Source organism: Actinacidiphila sp. bgisy167, assembly GCF_965342175.1.
Classification (GTDB): Bacteria; Actinomycetota; Actinomycetes; order Streptomycetales; family Streptomycetaceae; genus Actinacidiphila.
In genome coordinates this window covers 152686-168436 of sequence record NZ_CBDRBL010000001.1, presented here as the reverse complement: position 1 = coordinate 168436, position 15751 = coordinate 152686, and the positions used below count along the sequence as shown (strand labels likewise).

At 72.3% G+C, this 15751-nt stretch carries 17 protein-coding genes; 9 read left to right on the top strand and 8 right to left on the bottom strand.

Annotated elements, in window-relative coordinates:
* The first annotated feature begins 218 nt into the window (after positions 1-218).
* Positions 219-1412 (top strand): RtcB family protein, encoded by a 1194-nt coding sequence (locus ACRWND_RS00895; RefSeq protein ID WP_431944684.1) that lies wholly within the window; start codon positions 219-221, stop codon positions 1410-1412.
* Between the two features lie 55 nt (positions 1413-1467).
* Here the strand turns inward: ACRWND_RS00895 and ACRWND_RS00890 are convergent, their stop codons facing one another.
* The 5 genes from ACRWND_RS00890 to ACRWND_RS00870 all read right to left on the bottom strand — a co-directional run bounded on the left by ACRWND_RS00890 (position 1468) and on the right by ACRWND_RS00870 (position 5017).
* Positions 1468-2229, bottom strand: a complete 762-nt coding sequence (locus ACRWND_RS00890; protein WP_431944682.1) for an SDR family NAD(P)-dependent oxidoreductase — start codon at positions 2227-2229, stop codon at positions 1468-1470.
* A gap of 253 nt (positions 2230-2482) precedes the next feature.
* Positions 2483-3223: a hypothetical protein gene (locus ACRWND_RS00885; protein ID WP_431944680.1), complete on the bottom strand. Its 741-nt coding sequence runs from the start codon at positions 3221-3223 to the stop codon at positions 2483-2485.
* Positions 3224-3503: 280 nt separating this feature from the next.
* Entirely contained in the window at positions 3504-3941 is a 438-nt protein-coding gene (locus tag ACRWND_RS00880; RefSeq protein WP_431944678.1) for a protein-tyrosine phosphatase family protein, read from the bottom strand.
* A complete protein-coding gene (locus ACRWND_RS00875; RefSeq protein ID WP_431944676.1) occupies positions 3931-4695 on the bottom strand; it encodes a hypothetical protein in 765 nt (254 codons plus the stop codon). The genes ACRWND_RS00880 and ACRWND_RS00875 overlap by 11 nt, the downstream gene beginning before the upstream one ends.
* A gap of 94 nt (positions 4696-4789) precedes the next feature.
* Positions 4790-5017: a hypothetical protein gene (locus ACRWND_RS00870; protein WP_431944674.1), complete on the bottom strand. Its 228-nt coding sequence runs from the start codon at positions 5015-5017 to the stop codon at positions 4790-4792.
* A gap of 582 nt (positions 5018-5599) precedes the next feature.
* Between ACRWND_RS00870 and ACRWND_RS00865 the strand changes: the two genes are divergently transcribed.
* The gene (locus tag ACRWND_RS00865; protein WP_431944673.1) at positions 5600-5872 is read left to right on the top strand and encodes a hypothetical protein; all 273 of its coding nucleotides are present in this window, start codon (positions 5600-5602) and stop codon (positions 5870-5872) included.
* A 44-nt stretch (positions 5873-5916) separates the two neighbouring features.
* On the opposite strand, the gene ACRWND_RS00860 is transcribed toward ACRWND_RS00865, so the two are convergent.
* Positions 5917-6495, bottom strand: coding sequence for a hypothetical protein (locus ACRWND_RS00860; RefSeq protein ID WP_431944671.1), 579 nt, complete (start codon positions 6493-6495; stop codon positions 5917-5919).
* A 106-nt stretch (positions 6496-6601) separates the two neighbouring features.
* On the opposite strand from ACRWND_RS00860, the gene hemL reads away from it, so the two are divergent.
* The 7 genes from hemL to ccsB all read left to right on the top strand — a co-directional run bounded on the left by hemL (position 6602) and on the right by ccsB (position 14752).
* Complete coding sequence (gene hemL / locus ACRWND_RS00855; protein ID WP_431944669.1) at positions 6602-7915, top strand: glutamate-1-semialdehyde 2,1-aminomutase; 1314 nt, start codon at positions 6602-6604, stop codon at positions 7913-7915.
* Entirely contained in the window at positions 7912-8586 is a 675-nt protein-coding gene (locus ACRWND_RS00850) for a histidine phosphatase family protein (protein ID WP_431944667.1), read from the top strand. The genes hemL and ACRWND_RS00850 overlap by 4 nt, the downstream gene beginning before the upstream one ends.
* Before the next feature lie 389 nt (positions 8587-8975).
* Complete coding sequence (locus tag ACRWND_RS00845) at positions 8976-10271, top strand: hypothetical protein (RefSeq protein ID WP_431944665.1); 1296 nt, start codon at positions 8976-8978, stop codon at positions 10269-10271.
* Between the two features lie 215 nt (positions 10272-10486).
* Positions 10487-11104 carry a TlpA family protein disulfide reductase gene (locus ACRWND_RS00840; RefSeq protein ID WP_431944663.1) on the top strand — a complete coding sequence of 206 codons (618 nt, stop codon included), beginning with the start codon at positions 10487-10489 and terminating at the stop codon, positions 11102-11104.
* Position 11105: 1 nt separating this feature from the next.
* Positions 11106-11864 carry a cytochrome c biogenesis CcdA family protein gene (locus ACRWND_RS00835; protein WP_431944661.1) on the top strand — a complete coding sequence of 253 codons (759 nt, stop codon included), beginning with the start codon at positions 11106-11108 and terminating at the stop codon, positions 11862-11864.
* A gap of 3 nt (positions 11865-11867) precedes the next feature.
* Positions 11868-13676 (top strand): cytochrome c biogenesis protein ResB, encoded by a 1809-nt coding sequence (gene resB / locus ACRWND_RS00830; RefSeq protein WP_431944659.1) that lies wholly within the window; start codon positions 11868-11870, stop codon positions 13674-13676.
* A complete protein-coding gene (ccsB, locus tag ACRWND_RS00825; protein ID WP_431944658.1) occupies positions 13673-14752 on the top strand; it encodes a c-type cytochrome biogenesis protein CcsB in 1080 nt (359 codons plus the stop codon). The genes resB and ccsB overlap by 4 nt, the downstream gene beginning before the upstream one ends.
* A gap of 69 nt (positions 14753-14821) precedes the next feature.
* Here ccsB and ACRWND_RS00820 read toward each other — a convergent pair whose 3' ends face one another.
* The gene (locus tag ACRWND_RS00820) at positions 14822-15268 is read right to left on the bottom strand and encodes a nucleoside deaminase (protein ID WP_431944656.1); all 447 of its coding nucleotides are present in this window, start codon (positions 15266-15268) and stop codon (positions 14822-14824) included.
* A 20-nt stretch (positions 15269-15288) separates the two neighbouring features.
* The gene (locus ACRWND_RS00815) at positions 15289-15699 is read right to left on the bottom strand and encodes a PLD nuclease N-terminal domain-containing protein (RefSeq protein ID WP_431944654.1); all 411 of its coding nucleotides are present in this window, start codon (positions 15697-15699) and stop codon (positions 15289-15291) included.
* Positions 15700-15751 lie beyond the last annotated feature (52 nt).

Here is a 15751-nt window from a genome sequence, read left to right as displayed (position 1 = left end):
TTGAGGTGGCCCTTTCCTCCGGCGATCGGTCCGGCGCCCGCGTAAATCCCTTGGCGGGAGTGGGCGACGGGTAGACACAATGTCTACCGCACGCGCTGCGGCCGTCGCCGAATCATGGGGCCTTATGGCCGACTTCGCCCTTTATTTCGCTTTCCATCGAGACGTGTTGTTTGCGTTGTCCTGATGGTTTCCGCCGTTCGTCCCAGGGGGACACCGAGATGTCGTACACACAAGTGCCCGGAGTGCGGGTGCCGATCCGCATGTGGACCGACCCGGCCGCGGTCGAGGGCGTCGCCATGCAGCAGCTGCGCAATGTCTCCTCGCTGCCGTGGATCAAGGGCCTCGCCGTCATGCCCGACGTCCACTACGGCAAGGGCGCCACGGTGGGCTCGGTGATCGCGATGCACGGCGCGGTCTGCCCGGCGGCGGTCGGCGTGGACATCGGCTGCGGCATGAGCGCCGTGCGGACGTCGCTGACGGCGAACGACCTGCCCGGCGACCTCTCGCGGCTGCGCTCCAAGATCGAACAGGCCGTCCCGGTCGGCCGCGGCATGCACGACGAGGCCGTAGACCCCGCCCGGCTGTACGGCCTGCCGACGGCCGGCTGGGACCGCTTCTGGGACGGCTTCGACGACCTGGCCGAGCCCGTCAGGTTCCGGCACGAGCGCGCGACGAAGCAGATGGGCACCCTCGGCTCCGGCAACCACTTCATCGAGGTCTGCCTCGACGAGGAGGGCGCGGTCTGGCTGATGCTGCATTCCGGCTCGCGCAACATCGGCAAGGAACTCGCCGAGTACCACATCGAGCAGGCCCAGAAGCTGCCGCACAACCAGGGCCTGGTCGACCGCGACCTGGCCGTCTTCGTCGCGGACACCCCGCAGATGGCGGCCTACCGGCGCGACCTGTTCTGGGCGCAGGACTACGCGAAGCGCAACCGCGCGATCATGATGGCCTTGTTCCAGGAGGTTCTGCGGCGCGAGTTCCGCAAGGCCAAGGTCACCTTCGGCGAGGTCATCTCCTGCCACCACAACTACGTGGCGGAGGAGCGCTACGACGGCATGGACCTGCTCGTCACCCGCAAGGGCGCGATCAGGGCCGGCAGCGGCGACCACGGCATCATCCCGGGCTCTATGGGCACGGGTTCGTACATCGTCCGCGGCCTCGGCAACGCCGACGCCTTCAACTCCGCCTCGCACGGCGCGGGCCGCAGGATGAGCCGCAACGCGGCGAAGAAGCGGTTCTCCACGCGGGACCTGGAGGAGCAGACCAAGGGCGTCGAGTGCCGCAAGGACTCGGGTGTGGTGGACGAGATCCCGGGTGCCTACAAGCCGATCGAGAAGGTGATCGAGCAGCAGCGCGACCTCGTGGAGGTCGTCGCGAAGCTCAAGCAGGTCGTCTGCGTCAAGGGGTGAGCCCGGTCGGGGCGGACCCTGCGGGCCGCGCCGACCGCGCGGCCCGCCGCGGCCGTCATCCCTGCGGCTCCCGGTGCACCCGGTGCTGTGCGGCCTGGGCGCGGGGGCGGACGACCAGCAGATCGACGTTGACGTGCGACGGGCGGGTGACCGCCCAGGTGACGGTGTCGGCGATGTCCTCGGAGGTGAGGGGCTCGGCCACGCCCGCGTAGACGGCGGCGGCCTTCTCCTGGTCGCCGTGGAAGCGGGTGAGCGCGAAGCCCTCGGTCTTCACCATGCCGGGGGCGATCTCGATCACGCGGACCGGCTCGCCGAGCAGTTCCAGGCGGAGCGTGCCGGCGAGGGCGTGGGCGCCGTGCTTGGCCGCCACGTAGCCGCCGCCGCCCTCGTACGGGGTGAAGGCGGCCGTGGAGGAGAGCACGACCACGGTGCCGTCGCCCGAGGCGATCAGCCCCGGCAGGAAGGCCTGGACGGTGTGGAGCACGCCGAGGACGTTGACCTCGTACATCGTGCGCCATTCCTCCGGGTCGGCCGTGGCGACGGAGTCCGCGCCGAGCGCGCCCCCGGCGTTGGCGAAGAGCACGTCCACGCGGTCCAGCGAGGCGGCGAGCGCGTCCACGGCGGCGCGGTCGGTGACGTCGAGGGCGACGGCCGCCGCGGAGTGACCCGCGTCGGTGATCTCCTTGGCGAGCGCCTCCAGGCGGTCGGCGCGGCGGGCGGTGAGCACGACGTGGTAGCCGGCTTCGGCGAGCCTGCGGGCGGTGGCGGCGCCGATGCCGCTGCTCGCGCCGGTCACGACTGCGGTACGGGGGCTCATGGTCGTGCTGCCTTTCGCCGGTCGGGGAGGTCGGGGGTCGCGGAGGGGCCGGGACCGCCCATGCCTGCAGCATAGGCCGGGTGGCGCCGGGCCCCCGCGGGGCGGTCGGCCAGGTCGGCCGGTACGCGGCCGGTCGCGGACCCGGCACCGTCCGGCGTCAGCCGGCCGCGGCCGCCCCGGTGCCGCGCGCGGCGGCCCGCCGCGCGCGGCTCTCGTACGGCGGGCGGTCCATCGGGTGGTCCGCCGCCCCGCCTCAGGCGCTCTGGTCGCCCTCGACGTTGGTGCCCGGGCCGAGCCCGGCGAGGGCGTCCTTGGCCACGGTCAGGGCGCCGGCGCGGATCACGGAGTCGGACGGCGCCTTCTTGGTCTCGAAGTCGCTGCCGTTGTAGGTGACCGTCACCACCGCGTTGCCCTTGCGGAACACCACGACCGCCTCGCGCGTCTGCTGCTTGTCCTCGGTCGTCAGCTCGACCGAGACGGACGCCTCGTCGCCGATGCCGGTCGCCGCGGCGGCCTTCGGGTTCTTCAGGCGCTTGTACGAGGCCTTGGCCGCCGCCTCGGCGTCCTGGCCGCCGCCGGTCGCCGACACCTCGAAGGTCACGTCGAGCCAGCGGTAGTCGAAGCCCTTGAGGGCGTTCCACGAGCAGCCGGTGCGGTGCGCCGGATCGGTCAAGGGCAGCGGCTTGCCCGCCGTCTTGGCCTCCGGCACCAGCTTCTTGATGGTGGCGGCCTTGATCGCGTTACACGGCGAGGGCGGCTTGGAGTACGTGGCGGGCGCGTCTTTCGCGGCGTCCGGTCCGGAAGCGGAGCCGGAGTCCGAACCGGGACCGGACCCGGAGTTCGAGCCGGACGGCGCGGTGGAGCCGGGGCGGGTTCCGTGCGCCGACGCGGGGCCGATCTCCTCGGAGGGTGAGGAGGCCATCGTCCAGCCGACGATGGCGAGTATGGCGGTGGGCAGCAGACGAGCCGCCAGGGTGAGGGGGAGGGACGCCACGGCGGTCTTCTCTTCGTCGATCCTGAGGAACGTGGGGATGAGAGGTGAGCGTGGGGGACGTGGGGTCTGAGCGTATGACGTGAGGATGAGATTGCCATATGAAAGTGGCCCGGGAACAGTCCAGATGTGCGGAGGATGGGGCACGGTGCGGTGCCGCACCGGCCCGACCCGGCGCTGACCGGGCGTAGCGCGGGATCTCGTCGGCATCGCCCGCCGAGGTGATGCCGCCCTGCTGCCAGCGCCTTCGGTATGGGTGGGCGGCGCGTCGACGGGAACGGCGTCAGAAGCGCGCCACCCAACGGCGCTGCCACGGCGTCTCCACCGCGCGCCGGGCGTAGTGCTCCCGCACATAGGCGACGGCCTCGCCGGAGGGCACCCCGTCCAGCACCGCCAGGCACGCGAGGGCCGTCCCCGTACGCCCGAGCCCGCCGCCGCAGGCGACCTCCACCCGTTCGTCCGCCGCCCGGCGCCACGCCTCGCGCAGCGCCTCCGCTGCGGCGGCGCGGTCGGCCGGCAGGCGGAAGTCCGGCCAGCGCACCCATCGGCTCTCCCAGGCCACCGCCGGGGGTTCGTGGCCGAGCAGGTGGAGCGCGAACGTCGGGACCGGCCCGGGCGGCAGCGGACGGCGCAGCCCCCGTCCGCGCACCAGCCGCCCCGACGGCAGCCGCAGCACTCCCGCCGCCCCCGGCTCCCAGCCGCCGGCCGGCTCAGTCGGCACGGTCACCGCACACCGCCGGGTAGAGCACGGCGCCGGTCAGGCCGCCCTCGCCGACCGCACCGGCCGGAAGGCCGGACAGACGCAGGCAGGCGTCCCGCGTCGCGTCCACGGGAGGGCACTCGACGCCCACGGCGCCGACCGCGGTCACCGCGCCCGCCTGGTGGAGTTCGCCGCCCGAGGACGGCGGTGGCGGCCCGCCCCGCAGGACGCCCAGGGCCACCACGACGCCCGGCTCGTCCGCGGCGCCGAACGCCTCGCGGATGTCGAACCGCCAATGCGCGCGGCTCGCCTGGAGCAGATACGCCCCGGACCTGCCGCATCGCGCCAGCGCGTCCCGGCGGGCGCGGACCAGCTCGGCGATCGCGCAGCACAACGGGGCGTCGTGCCCGGCCGACGTGCGGAAGCGGCCGAAGCCGGCGAGCGGCGCGGAACGCATGGCACGGTCGAGGAGGACGACCGCCGACTCGCGTGCGTGCGGATGGCCGCGTTCGGCGATGTCCAGCAGGAAGGGGGCGGCGACGACGGCCCCGGGGAGTACCTCGCCCGCGACCGCGCGGAGCAGGGAGCCACTGATCAGGGCCGCCACCGCGGCCGTGACCGCGTCGAGGTCGCGAGCCGCGGCCAGCGCCCTGAGCCCTGCCGCGGGATCGGGGCGCTCGGCCGGCGGCCCGTCCGCGGCGCCGGCCGTCCGAGGGCGCGGCGGCGGCGCGGGTATGGCGGGCCAGTCCACGGCGTCGATCTCGGTGAGCAGCATCCGCCCATGATTCCACCCGCCACCCCACCCGCCCCGGGATGGCGGGTTTCCCGTACGGGGCGGGTTTCGAGCGGCCGTCCCGCGCCGCTCGGCTTCAGGCGGTGTGACGCAAGTACAGGGCGCCGCAGCTGTGGCAGAAGGGCTGCGCCTGCGGCGTGCCCCACACGTCCTCGGGCTGTACGGCCGCCGCGGGGGACAGCTCCCTGCCGCACAGCCCGGTCGCGGCCCCGTCCTCGACCATGTGCCAGACCCGCAACGGGTTGTCACCGGCCGGGGTGCCGTCCTCGGTGTCGTACTCCGCGCGCATCTCGTACACCGGCATGCTGGTGCCTCCCGCATGGGTCTCGCCCTTCACAGGTCCCGTATTTCCAGTGTGTCCGCGCGCCGCACCCCCGGCCATCGAGGGCAGCCGGGAGCGGCGGATCGGGCGCCGCGTTCGGCCGGCCTCCCGTGGCGCGGCCAACGGGTCGGCGGCCCGGGCGAGTTCGCTCCGGCGGCCGCGGGCCGCCGAGCCGAAGCGCCCCTCGCCGGCGCGCCTTGGCGGCGGTGCTCGCAAGACCGCCGTACTCGAGGGTCCGGCGACGGACGGTCACCGGATTTGTCGCTCTCGGCCACTAAGAGAATTCCCAGAGCAGGAAAAAAGTACGGAATCAAGGGATTTCGCCGTATGTATTGACTGCGCGGAGTAATGGAATCTAGGGTTCGTCACAGAGGATGACTCTTATGAGCCGCATCCCGTACGGCATGTCACATCTGTGATGGTGCGTCCGCGACCACGAGGTCCGGCCGCACCCCCGTCGCACCAGTGCCTGGCGCATCGGCTGGTGCGGCCCGCGCACGGTCGCCCGCGACCGGCGCCGACGTCTCCCGCATCGAAGGGGGAACGACAATGCGCGTCCAGAGCATGACCATCCGCCGCGTCGCCGCAGCGGCTCTCGCGGCACCGATCCTGGCCCTCGTCGGAGCCGGCGCGGCCGGCGCGGCGCCGCAGCAGGCGGCCCCCGCCTCGCACCAGTCCGTCGTCGCGCACGGGGACGGCTGCCGGGGCTACGGCGACTGGGGTTACGGATGGCGGTACAACCACCACTTCGACGACTGCGGCTACGGCTACGGCTACGGAGGTTACGGCGGCTACGGCTACGGCTATGACAACGGCGTCGTCGTGGTGGTGGTCTGACCGTCAGCGCACACGCCGGTGAGGCGGTACCCGCCCGGCGCCCGTCACGGCCACACCAGGCAGTACAGCTGGTGCCCGCTCTCGTGGCAGCGCCGGGCGAAGTCCTGCCATTCGTGCAGCATCTTGTAGATCACGAACGCGTCCCGCGGACCGCGGCGGTCCGGGACGGTGGACCAGATGAAGGCGGCGGCGCCGAGTGACTCCTCGCCGGCCTTGCGCAAGGGCTCGACGACGGAGGGGGGCAGCTTGACGACGGCGTAGTCGGGGTGGAGGACGACGAGTTCCAAGGGCGGGACCTTCGCCGGAGGTATGCCCTCGATACCCGTCAGCACCATGGCGGCCAGGGTCTCCGGCTTGACCTTGGTGTACATGCCCTGACCCAGCTCGTCGCCGCCGAGTTCCTCCGGGCGCATCGAGATGGGGACCCGAGCGGCGGTGGCGCCGTCGGGCGCGCCGAAGTACTTGTAGGTCACCCCCACTCGGCCACCCCTGCTCCCGCTGTTCTCGACGGCCTTGTCGCGCTCTCTCTGCGGCCGGCGGCGCCGGCCGGTGGGGCGGGCGCGCTCGGCGTCGGGGTCGTCCGCCCCGTCGCCCACGTCGCCGCGTTCGCCACCGCGCTGCATTCCACTACCCGACCATCCGCAGACCCAACCGCGCAACCCGATCATCGTCTCAGATGCACGGTCGATACCTCGCCGCGCAACGCCCGGCATTTGAGAGCATGTGTGTGTGAGCTATCCGTACGCCTACGACGCGCCAGTTTCCCAGACCTTGTTCGATCGAGCAGCCGCCGTGACCCCGGGCGGGGTGAACAGCCCGGTACGCGCCTTTCGCGCGGTGGGCGGCACGCCCCGGTTCATGGTGTCCGGAACGGGTCCTTATCTCAAGGACGCGGATGGCCGGGAGTACGTCGACCTCGTCTGCTCGTGGGGGCCGATGATCCTCGGACACGCCCACCCCGAGGTGATCGCCGCCGTGCAGGAGGCGGTTGCGCGGGGTACCTCCTTCGGCACGCCCGGTGAGGGCGAGGTGGAACTGGCCGAGGAGATCGTGGCGCGCGTCGCGCCGGTGGAGCAGGTGCGGCTGGTCTCCTCCGGCACCGAGGCCACCATGTCGGCGATCCGCCTGGCGCGCGGGTTCACGGGCCGGGCCAAGGTGATCAAGTTCGCGGGGTGTTACCACGGTCATGTGGACGCCCTGCTGGCCGCCGCGGGTTCCGGGGTTGCCACTTTCGGGTTGCCGGACACCCCCGGGGTGACGGGCGCGCAGGCAGGCGACACCATCGTGCTGCCCTACAACGACCTCGAGGCCGTACGGGCCGCGTTCGCCGCCCACCCCGGCGAGATCGCCTGTGTGATCACCGAGGCGTCGCCCGGCAACATGGGCGTCGTGCCGCCGCTCGAGGGCTTCAACCAGGGCCTGGCGGACCTCTGCCGGGACAACGGCGCGCTGTACGTCTCCGACGAGGTCATGACGGGCTTCCGCGTCTCGAAGGCCGGCTGGTACGGCATCGACGGCGTCCGCCCCGACCTGATGACCTTCGGCAAGGTGATGGGCGGCGGCTTCCCCGCCGCGGCCTTCGGCGGCCGTGCCGACGTGATGGCGCACCTCGCGCCCGCCGGCCCCGTCTACCAGGCGGGCACGCTCTCCGGCAATCCGGTGGCGACCGCCGCGGGCCTCGCCCAACTGCGGCTGCTGGACGACGCGGTGTACGAGAGGGTCGACTCCGTCGCCGCGGAGGTCTCGGGTCTGGTCTCCGCCGCCCTCGCCAAGGAGGGGGTGGCGCACAGCCTGCAGACCGCGGGCAACATGTTCTCCGTCTTCTTCACCGAGGAGAAGGTGACCGACTACGACGAGGCCCGGAAGCAGGAGGCGTTCCGCTTCACCGCCTTCTTCCACTCGATGCTCGCGCAGGGCGTGTATCTGCCGCCCTCCGCCTTCGAGTCGTGGTTCGTGTCGTCGGCGCACGACTCCGCCGCCGTCGAGCGCATCGCAGCCGCCCTGCCGGCCGCCGCCCGCGCCGCCGCGGAGGCCACGGCATGAGCGAGATCACGATCGTCCACCTGATGCGGCACGGCGAGGTGGAGAACCCCACCGGCGTGCTCTACGGGCGTCTTCCCGGATACCACCTGTCCGACCTGGGCCGGAAGATGGCCGACCGGGTCGCCGAGCACCTCGCGGGCCGCGACATCCGCCATGTCGTCGCCTCGCCGCTGGAGCGCGCCCAGGAGACCGCGGCGCCCATCGCCGCCGTGCTCGGCCTGGACATCGCCACGGACGAGCGGCTGCTCGAGGCCGACAACGTCTTCCAGGGCAAGACCTTCGGCGTCGGCGACGGCGCGCTCAAGCGCCCCGCCAACTGGAAGCACCTGGTCAACCCGTTGCGGCCGAGCTGGGGCGAGCCGTACGCGGACCAGGTCGTCCGTATGACGGCCGCGCTGGAGGCGGCCAGGGACGCGGCCCGCGGCCACGAGGCGGTGTGCGTCAGCCACCAGCTGCCGATCTGGATCGTGCGCAGCGCCGTCGAGGGGCGGCGCCTGTGGCACGACCCGCGCAAGCGGCAGTGCACCCTGGCGAGCCTGACGTCCTTCACCTTCGAGGACGACCGGATCGTCTCCGTCGGCTACTCCGAGCCCGCCCGCGACCTCGTTCCCCCGCATCTGCTGGCCGGGGCCAAGCCGGTCAAGGGCGGCAGCAAGGGCTTCGGCGCCTGAGCCCGCGCTCTTGAAGGGGTCCCCGGCCTCCGGTCGGGGGCGCCCTCGGGCGCGGTGCGCGCACGGCGTAGCGTCCTCCCGCAGCGGGTTGCTCGTGGCGGGTTGCTCGTGGCGGGTTCCTCGCAGCGGCTCCTCGGAGGGCTCGGCGACGCACCCTGGCGCCCCAGGGCCGACGGCTGAAGGCGGCACTGCCGGTCGTGCCCCGGCATCCGCGACTCCCCCGAAGGCGCCGGTCACGGCGACCGGCGCCTTCGGCGGCTCGCGACGTCCGCCGCCGCATGGCGCGACGCGTGCCCGCCGCGTCGCGTTCACGCATCCACGGGGAACCCGCAGCACGTGCTCGACATCCAGTGTGGTGAGTCGAGGCGGACAACGGATTGGGGCGTGGCATGCGGGACATCAGCCGTCGAGGGGTGCTGGGACTGGCGGCGGGGGCGGCCGCGGCGGGGCTGGCGGGCTGCGCCGGGCACCGCCCCGGTGGCGGCCACGGGGCCGCCGGGGCCCCGCCGACCCCGTCCGTGAGCGGGTCGAAGGGGCGGCCCTCCGCCTCCGCCTCCCCGTCCCCGTCGGTACGGACGATCGGCGACGGTTCCACGGCCGACACCGGGCCTCAGCCGCACCAGCCGGTGGTGGAGCGCCTCGAACCGGGGCAGACGCCGCCGCAGTTCGTGGTCTTCTCCTGGGACGGGGCGGGCGAGCTGGACAACGGCCTCTTCGAGCGCTTCCGCAAGATCGCCCTGGAGCACGACGCGAAGATGACCTTCTTCCTCTCGGGCGTCTACCTGCTCCCCGAGTCGAAGAAGCGGCTCTACAAGCCGCCACGCAACCGCGTCGGCGCCTGCGACATCGGCTATCTGACCGACGCCCACATACGCGCCACCCTGCAGCAGGTGCGGCTGGCCTGGCTCGAAGGCCATGAGATCGGCACGCACTTCAACGGCCACTTCTGCGCGGGTTCCGGCTCGGTGGGCCGCTGGAGCCCGGCCGACTGGCGCGACGAGATAGAACAGGCCGTCGGCTTCGTGGAGAACTGGCGCACCCACACCGGCTTCACCGACCTGCCCCCGCTGCCCTTCGACTACCGCAAGGAACTGGTCGGCGGCCGTACGCCGTGCCTGCTGGGCCAGAGCTCGCTGCTGCCCACCGCGGCCGGCCTGGGCTGGCGGTACGACGCCAGCGGGCCGGGGGGCTCGCAGATGTGGCCGGGCAGGAAGCACGGGCTGTGGGACCTGCCGCTCCAGGCGATACCTTTCCCCGGCCGTTCCTTCGAGGTGCTCTCGATGGACTACAACATGCTGGCCAACCAGTCGGTCAACTCCACCCGCGGCAACCCCGCCCACTACCCCGCCTGGCAGCGGCAGGCCCGCGACGCCTACCTGGCGGGCTTCCGCCGGGCGTACGAGACCAACCGCGCGCCGCTGTTCATCGGCAACCACTTCGAGCAGTGGAACGGAGGGATCTACATGGACGCCGTGGAGGAGGCGCTGCGCCGGATCGCCGACCACCAGGACGTGCGACTGGTGTCGTTCCGCCAGTTCGCGGACTGGCTGGACGCGCAGGACCCGGCGGTCCTGGAGAAGCTGCGCACGCTCGGGCCGGGGCAGCGGCCGGCGGGCGGCTGGCGCCGGTTCCTCGCGCAGGAACGTTCCCTCAGTCCGTCCTCCTCCACCACGTCCCCTTCGTAGGGCGGGCCGGCGGCCCCGCGTCGTCCCCCGCGTCGTCCCCCGTGCCGTCCCCCGTCCGGCGTCGCCCTGACGGGCGACTCGCACAGACCTCGTCAGGGGCCGCGCGCCGGGCCGCGCGGCGCGATTAAGCGACCCTTACTTGGGGCATTTGCCGCTTTGGGCAAAGGTGTCGGGGGTGCGTAAGATCGCCGGTGGCCTCATGCGAAACTTTTCACATGAGTCCTACGCGCGCCCTCCGACGCCGTCCGCTCCGCGGTGCCGCGGCACTCGCCGGGGCAGCCGCGCTCGCGCTGGCCGTCACGGCCTGCTCGACCTCCACCGCGTCCTCCAACGGCACCGGCTCCGGAACGAACTACGTCGGCGGCACGGGCGAGATCTCCGTGGTCGAGCAGGGCCACCGGATCGCGGCGCCCGAGCTCGCGGGGAAGTCCGTCGAGGGCGCGCCGCTGAGCCTGGCCGACTACAAGGGCAAGGTCGTCGTCCTCAACATCTGGGGTTCGTGGTGCCCGCCCTGCCGGGCCGAGGCGCCGCACCTGGCCAAGGTGGCGAAGGAGACCGAGGGCAAGGGCGTGCAGTTCGTCGGCATCAACACCCGCGATCTGCAGACCGCCCAGGCCAAGGCCTTCGAGAAGGAGTTCGGCATCCCCTTCCCGAGCTTCTACGACCCCTCCGGCGACCTGGTGCTGCGCTTCCCCAAGGGCAGCGTCAACCCGCAGGCCATCCCCTCCACGCTGATCATCGACCGGCAGGGGAGGATCGCCGTGCGGGCGCTGAAGGAGCTCAGCGCCGACGAGTTGCACGAGGCCCTCGACCCGGTCGTCGCGGAGAAGTGACGTGAGCGCACTCGCCGTCGGCGCCAACGAGACCGTGCTGAACGGAGCCCTGCTCGCCGCCGTGCCGATCGCGCTCCTCGGCGGTCTGGTCTCGTTCTTCTCCCCGTGCGTGCTGCCGCTCGTCCCCGGCTACCTGTCGTATGTGACGGGGGTCACCGGCACCGACCTGGCCGAGGCGCGCCGTGGCCGGATGGTGGCGGGCGCGTCGCTGTTCGTCGTCGGGTTCACCGCCGTCTTCGTCTCCGGCGGGGCGCTGTTCGGCAACTTCGGCTGGACGCTGCAGGAGCACAAGACGGTCATCACCAAGGTGCTCGGCGCGCTGACGATCGTCATGGGCCTGGCCTTCATGGGCCTGGTGGGCGGTATCACGCAGCGCGAGTTCCGCTTCCACCGCAGGCCCGCGATGGGTCTGGTGGGCGCCCCGCTGCTCGGTGTGCTCTTCGGGGTGGGCTGGGCCCCGTGCATCGGCCCGACCCTGGCCGCCGTCCAGGCACTCGCCTTCAACGAGGCCAGCGCGGGCCGCGGCGCGCTGCTGACCGCCGTCTACTGCCTTGGTCTCGGCCTGCCGTTCATCGTGGCGGCCGTCGCCTTCCGCCGCGCGCTCGGCGCCTTCGGCTGGGTCAAGCGCCACTACGTGTGGGTGATCCGGACCGGCGGTGGCATGCTCGTGGCCGTCGGCGTGCTGCTCGTCACCGGCGTGTGGGACCACATCGTCTACCAGATGCAGATCTGGTCGAGCGGCTTCACCCCAGGGATCTGATCCATGACCTCCAAAGACACCGCGGGGACCGCTCCCGGCCAGGCCGCGGACACCGGTGCCGACCTCGGCGCGGCCGGCGCACAGCTGTCGACCGCTCCCGTCGAGGACCTCGGCCAGGCCGTTCCCGGCTCCTTCGGCGGAGTCCGCGCTCCGGGCCCGGCCGGCGCGCTCGCCTGGACCGGCCGCGAGATCTGGGGCTGGGTGCGCTGGACCTGGCGCCAGCTCACCTCGATGCGGGTGGCGCTGATCCTCCTCTTCCTGCTGTCGCTGGCCGCCGTCCCCGGTTCGCTGGTGCCGCAGACCGCCGTCGACGAGATCAAGGCGCAGGACTTCAAGGCCGCCCACACCACGCTGGCCCCGTTCTACGAGAAGCTCGGGCTGTTCAACGTCTACAGCTCGGTGTGGTTCTCGGCGATCTACATCCTGCTGTTCGTCTCGCTCGCCGGCTGCATCATCCCGCGCAGCTGGCAGTTCGTCGGCCAGCTGCGCGCCAAGCCCCCGGCCGCCCCGCGCCACCTCACCCGGCTCCCGGCCCACGCGACCTGGCGCACCGAGGCCGCCCCGGAGGCGGTGCTCGCCGCCGCCGAGCGCGCGCTGCGCGGCCGCCGCTTCCGCACCCGGGTCGCCGGCCCGGCGGTCGCCTCGGAGAAGGGCTTCCTGCGCGAGGCCGGCAACCTGGTCTTCCACATCGCCCTGTTCGGCCTGCTGATCTCCTTCGCGGCGGGCGGACTGTTCAAGGCGGAGGGCGGCAAGCTGATCGTCGAGGGCGACGGCTTCAACAACACGCTCACCCAGTACGACGACTTCAAGCCGGGCACCTTCTACAGCGCCGACGACCTGGACACCTTCGGCTTCGAGCTGGACGGCTTCACCGCCTCGTACGCGCGCAGCGGCCCGCAGAAGGGCACCCCGCGCACCTTCCGCGCCAACATCCACTACTGGACGAGCCCGGGCGGCAAGCGGACGAAGTCCACGATCGAGGTCAACAAGCCGCTGGAGGTGGGCAGCTCCAAGGTCTACCTGATCGGCCACGGCTACGCGCCCGTGGTCACCGTCAAGGACGGCCAGGGCAACGTCGTCTTCCAGGGCCCCGTCCCGTTCCTGCCGCAGGACGGCAACCAGACCTCGCCCGGTGTCATCAAGGCGATGGACGTCCGCGACCATGCCGGGAAGAAGACCCAGTACGCCTTCCAGGGCCTGTTCACCCCCACCTTCGCGCTGGACGCGCAGCGGGGCCCGCACTCGACCTTCCCGGCCCTGGACTACCCGGTGCTGGTGCTGACCGCCTACCACGGCGACCTCGGGGTGGACGCCGGCCTGCCGCAGAACGTGTACCAGCTCGACACCAAGAAGATGAAGCAGTACAAGGACGCCGACGGCGGGATCCTCAACGACATGCTGCGGCCGGGCGACTCCCTCACGCTGCCCGGCGGTGACGGATCCCTCACCTTCGACGGCGTCAAGACCTGGGCCACCTTCCAGGTCTCCCACCAGGTCGGCAACGGCTGGGCGCTGGCCAGCGCCGTCGCCGCGATCGCCGGGCTGGCGGGCTCGCTGTTCATCCAGCGCCGCCGGGTGTGGGTGCGCGCGCTGCGCGGCGAGGACGGCGACACGGTGGTCGAGCTGGCCGGACTCGGCCGCAGCGAGTCGGCGCGGATCGCCGACGAACTCGGCGCGCTCGCCGCCGACCTCACGGCCACGGCCCCGCCGCTGCCCGAGCAGGACCCGCAAGCGGAGTCCCCAGCGGCTCCTCGAGCGGCCGACGAAGCCTCAGAAGAACCCCTGCCCCATGACGAAGGAGCGCGCGCGTGACCATCGCTGCCGCGGTCAACGAGAACGTCGCCCACATCAGCAACTACCTGATCTACTCGGCGATGGCGGTCTACACGCTCGCCTTCCTCGCGTACATCGCGGAGTGGGTCTTCGGCAGCCGCAGCAAGGTCGCCAGGACCTCCGCCGCGCTCACCCCCGCCGCCGCCGCGCCGGAGGTCACCGTGACCGTGCGGCAGGCGGGCGGCGGCACCGCCACCCTGACCCGCCCCAAGGTCGTCACCCGGGCCTCCGCCAGCGACCGCGGCTTCGCCGACGGCCCCGGCGCGGCCGGCGGCACCGAGCAGGGCGACCTCTACGGCCGCATCGCGATCTCCCTCACCGTGCTGGCCTGGGCGCTGCATGTGGGCGGTGTCGTGGCGCGGGCCGTCTCGGTGCAGCGTGCCCCCTGGGGCAACATGTACGAGTTCTCGACGACCTTCGGCGCCAGCGCGGTCACGGCGTACGTCGTGCTGCTCGCGCTCGGCAAGAAGGTCCGCTGGATCGGGCTCTTCCTCACCACGACCGTCCTGCTCGACCTCGGTCTCGCCGTCTCCGTCCTCTACACCGACAGCGACCAGCTGGTCCCGGCCCTGCACTCCTACTGGCTGTGGATCCACGTCTCCTGCGCGATCATCTCCGGTGCGGTGTTCTACCTGGGCGCGGTCGCGACGCTGCTGTACCTCTTCAGGGACCGCTACGAGACGGCCCTGACCGCCGCGGGCAAGGCCGAGGGAGCCTGGGCGAACATCATGTACCGCCTGCCCTCGGCCGCGAGCCTGGACAAGTTCGCGTACCGCGTGAACGCCATGGTCTTCCCGCTGTGGACGTTCACGATCATCGCCGGCGCGATCTGGGCCGAGGCCGCCTGGGGCCGCTACTGGGGCTGGGACCCCAAGGAGACCTGGTCCTTCATCACCTGGGTGGTCTACGCGGCCTACCTGCACGCCCGCGCCACCGCCGGCTGGAAGGGCCGCAAGGCCGCCTACCTGGCGCTGCTCGCCTTCGCGTGCTTCCTGTTCAACTACTACGGCGTGAACATCTTCATCACCGGCAAGCACTCCTACGCGGGCATCTGACCTCCGCGCCGGGCATCCGGCTCCGCGGTGGCGGAACCGGATGCCCGGGCCGCGGGGCGACGGCGGGCGTCACGCGCCGATGTCCTCGTTCCACAGGTCCGGACGGGCGGCGACGAAGTCCGTCATCAGGGCGACGCACTCCGGGTCGTCCAGCAGGACGATCTCCACACCGTGCTCCGCCAGCCAGTCGTGGCCGCCGTGGAAGGTGCGGGCCTCGCCGATGACGACCCGGGAGATGCCGAACTGCCGGACCAGGCCGCTGCAGTACCAGCACGGCGACAGCGTGGTCACCATGGTCGTGCCGCGGTAGGCGCGCTGCCGCCCGGCCGCGCGGAAGGCCGCCGTCTCGGCGTGCAGGGACGGATCGCCGTCCTGCACGCGGCGGTTGCGGCCGCGGCCGAGCACCGTGCGGCCGTCCGGGCCGTACAGGGCCGCGCCGACGGGGATGCCGCCCTCCGCGAGCCCGGCCCGGGCCTCGGCGACGGCCGTCGCCAGCATTGTCCGCGCGTCGTCCATGACGGCAGTGTGCCGCAGGATCAGCCGCGCGGCAGGTTGTCCTGGCCGTCGCCGGAGCCGCTCTCGCGCTGCCGCAGCTCCTCCTCGCGGCGCCGCAGATCGGCCTCCCAGCTCTTGAGCAGCTGCTCGTCCTTCTTGTTCTCCTCGCGCAGCGAGTGAAGGAACTCCGGGTTGTCGTCCGGCGCGACCCACTGCGTGCGGTGGTTGCGGTGCCATTCCGCGGGCGTGCTCCCGCCCGCCGGGGCCGTGCGGTGCTTGCCGGCCACCAGCCAGGCGATGGGGCCGATCAGCACTTCCCCGAAGAACAGGATGATCAGGACCCACACCACCTTGGGCAGTCCGCGGACCTGCTCCTCGGGCGTGTTGAGGCAGTCGATGAAGGCGTAGATCCACAACGCCAGCACCAGCAGGAACGGGATGTACCGAATCATCGCGGAGGTGCCCCCCAGGCAGCGGCGGCGGGGCGCGGCAGGGCCCCGGTGA

What these genes read in the sequence shown, in the direction of transcription:
- ACRWND_RS00895 (WP_431944684.1), top strand. Translation starts at nt 219, where the DNA reads ATGTCGTACACACAAGTGCCCGGAGTGCGGGTGCCGATCCGCATGTGG.
- ACRWND_RS00890 (WP_431944682.1), bottom strand. Translation starts at nt 2,229, where the DNA reads ATGAGCCCCCGTACCGCAGTCGTGACCGGCGCGAGCAGCGGCATCGGC.
- ACRWND_RS00875 (WP_431944676.1), bottom strand. Translation starts at nt 4,695, where the DNA reads ATGCTGCTCACCGAGATCGACGCCGTGGACTGGCCCGCCATACCCGCG.
- ACRWND_RS00870 (WP_431944674.1), bottom strand. Translation starts at nt 5,017, where the DNA reads ATGCCGGTGTACGAGATGCGCGCGGAGTACGACACCGAGGACGGCACC.
- ACRWND_RS00865 (WP_431944673.1), top strand. Translation starts at nt 5,600, where the DNA reads ATGACCATCCGCCGCGTCGCCGCAGCGGCTCTCGCGGCACCGATCCTG.
- ACRWND_RS00860 (WP_431944671.1), bottom strand. Translation starts at nt 6,495, where the DNA reads ATGCAGCGCGGTGGCGAACGCGGCGACGTGGGCGACGGGGCGGACGAC.
- ACRWND_RS00850 (WP_431944667.1), top strand. Translation starts at nt 7,912, where the DNA reads ATGAGCGAGATCACGATCGTCCACCTGATGCGGCACGGCGAGGTGGAG.
- ACRWND_RS00845 (WP_431944665.1), top strand. Translation starts at nt 8,976, where the DNA reads ATGCGGGACATCAGCCGTCGAGGGGTGCTGGGACTGGCGGCGGGGGCG.
- ACRWND_RS00840 (WP_431944663.1), top strand. Translation starts at nt 10,487, where the DNA reads ATGAGTCCTACGCGCGCCCTCCGACGCCGTCCGCTCCGCGGTGCCGCG.
- resB (WP_431944659.1), top strand. Translation starts at nt 11,868, where the DNA reads ATGACCTCCAAAGACACCGCGGGGACCGCTCCCGGCCAGGCCGCGGAC.
- ACRWND_RS00820 (WP_431944656.1), bottom strand. Translation starts at nt 15,268, where the DNA reads ATGGACGACGCGCGGACAATGCTGGCGACGGCCGTCGCCGAGGCCCGG.
- ACRWND_RS00815 (WP_431944654.1), bottom strand. Translation starts at nt 15,699, where the DNA reads ATGATTCGGTACATCCCGTTCCTGCTGGTGCTGGCGTTGTGGATCTAC.